Source organism: Luteibacter sp. P4_D7_3, from assembly GCF_056401735.1.
The window spans coordinates 1-3,234 of record NZ_JBFUIT010000396.1; the positions used below are offsets into that span (position 1 = coordinate 1).

Annotated in this window: 5 protein-coding genes; 1 reads left to right on the plus strand and 4 read right to left on the minus strand. The window is 61.7% G+C overall.

The window, feature by feature from the left end:
- Positions 1-111: 111 nt before the first annotated feature.
- Together AC1DSN_RS20475 and AC1DSN_RS20480 are read right to left on the minus strand one after the other, a co-directional pair.
- Positions 112-987 carry an alpha/beta fold hydrolase gene (locus tag AC1DSN_RS20475; RefSeq protein ID WP_477295233.1) on the minus strand — a complete coding sequence of 292 codons (876 nt, stop codon included), beginning with the start codon at positions 985-987 and terminating at the stop codon, positions 112-114.
- Positions 988-1,000: 13 nt separating this feature from the next.
- A complete protein-coding gene (locus AC1DSN_RS20480) occupies positions 1,001-1,411 on the minus strand; it encodes a YybH family protein (protein ID WP_477295231.1) in 411 nt (136 codons plus the stop codon).
- A 116-nt stretch (positions 1,412-1,527) separates the two neighbouring features.
- Between AC1DSN_RS20480 and AC1DSN_RS20485 the strand changes: the two genes are divergently transcribed.
- A complete protein-coding gene (locus tag AC1DSN_RS20485; protein ID WP_477332524.1) occupies positions 1,528-2,049 on the plus strand; it encodes a glutathione S-transferase C-terminal domain-containing protein in 522 nt (173 codons plus the stop codon).
- A 45-nt stretch (positions 2,050-2,094) separates the two neighbouring features.
- Here AC1DSN_RS20485 and AC1DSN_RS20490 read toward each other — a convergent pair whose 3' ends face one another.
- Positions 2,095-2,949: an alpha/beta fold hydrolase gene (locus AC1DSN_RS20490; RefSeq protein WP_477295227.1), complete on the minus strand. Its 855-nt coding sequence runs from the start codon at positions 2,947-2,949 to the stop codon at positions 2,095-2,097.
- A 37-nt stretch (positions 2,950-2,986) separates the two neighbouring features.
- The coding region (locus AC1DSN_RS20495) for a hypothetical protein (RefSeq protein ID WP_477332526.1) at positions 2,987-3,234 on the minus strand (248 nt) is incomplete at its 5' end.

The following is a 3,234-nucleotide window of genomic DNA, read 5'->3' on the forward strand; positions in this document are numbered from 1 at the left end:
TCGGGAGCAGTTATCGGATCGGTCTTCTTCTTGCGCTGAGGCGCCTCGAGTCGGCAAGCAGATCCGGATCGCGGCGGGCACACGATGATCCGCATTCACCGCAAAATCAGTCTACCGATCCATTTGCCCTGACCCCGCGACCGGTACGACCTGCCCCAGGAACGCCAACATCACGCCATTGAAGGCTTCGGGTCGCTGCAACGGGGCAAAATGGCTGACGTCAGGCAAAAGAACGAACCGAGCGCCCGGAATGCTGCGGGCGATGTACTCCGCGTGCGCACGCTCAATGAACTCGTCGTGCTCGCCAAGGACACTCCACACAGGAACCGAAACGTCCCTCAGCTGGTCAGGGCCGTAGTTGGGCTGTCCAGCCTGCATTACCCCCAGATCGACACGCATGGCCTCGAAGCCACCCACCACCGGTGAAAGGACCGCGTACTCGTTGACGTGGTGGCTGTAGATGCGGTCGATCACCGCCGATGACTTGAAGGGTCTGGCACCCGTGCTGTCGACGTTGCAGCCGAAGAAGAACACGCCGGCGGAGCGGCCCGGCGTTTCACGCGACAGGACGAGGGCCGTGTCCGCCCCGTCACTCCAGCCGACGAAGGCCGCCCGGTCAATGCCGAGCGCGTCCATCACGGCGCGGGTGTCGGACGCCATCAGTTCGTAGCTATAAGGCCTTCCATCACGGGTCGATCGCCCCTGCCCGCGACTGTCGATCACGATCGCCGTGTAACCTGCCTCGATCAGCGCGGGAACCTGATAGCCCCAGTTACCCGCATTCCCAAGGCCACCGTGCAACAGGACCACCGGCGGGCCGGACCCGAAGCTGGCGTACCAGATGCGGGCATTTTCGTTGCTGGCGTATCCGCTTGACACCGGCGTGGGTAGCGATGGAACGCCATGCACCGCGAGATGGGTCAGGTCGTCGTCGCGGGTGGCGGTCCGATCGCCCCGAGTTTCTCTGGCGAATGGCTCGTCGTTCATTGCTGCGGGGTATTCACTGAGCCGGCACCGGAATGATGGCCGAGATCCGCCAACTCTCCGGCGTGCGCAGCGCAAACTCATTTACGAGGAAGCGGTACGTCGCGTCGTGGCCATCGGCCGTGCCTGTCGTGATGTTTGTCGGCGCGAAGATATGTGCGACATCCACGCTGATCGGTAGCACCCTGATTTCGTCCTGCTCCGGCTCGAACCGCCAGCCACCCGCGAAGACATCGCGGAAGTGCTGGAGCACGGCATCGCGCCCGAAGAACCGGTACGCACGCGCAACAAACCGCACAGGGTCAGGTTGCCCAGACGCGGCGTGAGCGAGGACAGCGCCCATGGCGTCGATATCGTGAGCATTCTCCGCAGCCGCCTGGCGAAGAGACAGGGAGAGAATTTCGGCGATATCAGACTCAGTGATCATGGTTTCTCCGGGCGAAACTATAGGAAAAGCCTATGGAGAGGATAACGTATCGATCTTGGACGCTGGACCAACCCGGCCTCATGCTCCCGGGAATTCAACGACAACAGGACCTTCCCTTGTCTACCCACGCAGACTTCGAACTTTACGCGTTCTGGCGTACCGCGGCGACGCATCGGGTGCGAGTTGCGCTGAACATGAAGGGATGGGTCGCGCACGAGCGATTCGTCGATCTGGACAAAGGTGAGCAGACGTCCCCCGCGTACCTCGCCATCAGCGCGGCGGGCGTGATTCCGGCATTGGTTGAAAACGGTTACCCACCGTTGACACAGTCGATGTCGCAGGGCGGGTTTGACGAGGCCGGGTGGGACGCATGGCAGGTGCATTGGCTGACGTCCAGCCTGGAAAGTCTGGAGCGGCACCTGGTCGCCGATCCGCAAACGGGGCAGTTCTGTCACGGCGATACTCCGACCATGGCGGATATCTGCCTGGTGAGCATCGTGTTCCGTGCCCAGGCTCTGCAGATCGACCTCAACCGCACGCCGACCCTACGCAAGATCGTCGCGAACTGCGCTGTGCTCGATGCATTCGCTCGCGCGCATCCCTTTCTTCAGGAAGGCGCACCCTCCCCCAAGGACTAGCGCCCCGTTCAACGATATGGGCTGGCCGATCGGTAAGCTTACGGATTAGTGCTTAAGAAAGTCGGTCGCATATTGCATCACGGTCGGCGACGCCATGATGGTGTAGTGCGTCGTGCCAGGAATGACCGCCAACTGGTTGGGTGAGCGCAACGATCCATCCAGCCCTGCATCTCGCTGCCCGCCGCCGAGCAGTTTGTAGAACTCCGCGATGTGTTCGGGGCGGATGGAGTCCGCATCCGCAAACACGAGCAGTGTCCGGGCCTTGATGCCACGTATCCCCGCGGACCAGTCATAGTCCTTCGTGTTGAGTTCGCCCGTTTTGCGTATCAACCTCGGCCAGTCGACGCCAGGATACATCTGGCCCAGGGGAGAATTAGCGATGCTGGCTCCGATCGTGCCGGCTGCGGCCGTCATCTGTTCGAAGGCGACCTTGATCTCCGGATACTCGCCTTTGCGCGAATAATCGATCGAGACGGCAATTAGCTTGTCGAGCATATCGGGATGCCTGATCGCGAACTGCAACGCAATGGCACCGCCGAACGAATAACCCATGACGCTCGCTTTGTTGATTCTAAGATGCTTGAGCACCGCCGCCACATCGTCGGCATCCTGCTCGACTGACCAAGGCGCGGCCGTGTCCTTGCTGAGTCCGTGCCCGCGGGCGGAAATGGCAATCACCTTGAAGTTTTTTGCCATTTCCGTGAGCGGCGTCCCGAACATCTCGGCCGGGCTGACCCCACCGTGCAACATGACGAGCGGTGGACCATCACCACGGACTTCGTAATAGATCTCGGTCCCGTTCACTTTGGCGTAGCTGCCCTGGGCCGGTTGGGCCAACAGTAACGTGGGCATTGCCATAACGGCAATGAGCAAGAATGCTCGAGTGACTGTCTTCGACATGGTCTATCCCTCTCCGGGGTGGCCTTTCGGCTTTCTCTCATGGAACAAGGCGATAGCGCAAGGCATGTTCCCGCACATACACATCGATCCCCCGACCATGCCCCGCTCCGGCGAGCCGCCGCACGAGCGTCTTGCCGCTGCGTTGCCGCTCGCCGGCACGCCAGGACAGGCATACGTCGAGCGGCGCGGGATTACGCTCGCCATCGCAGATGCCGCCGGGATGCGTTTCGACCCCGATTGGAACGGTCGGCCGGCCGTCCTGATCGGCATGTACGAGCGTGAGGC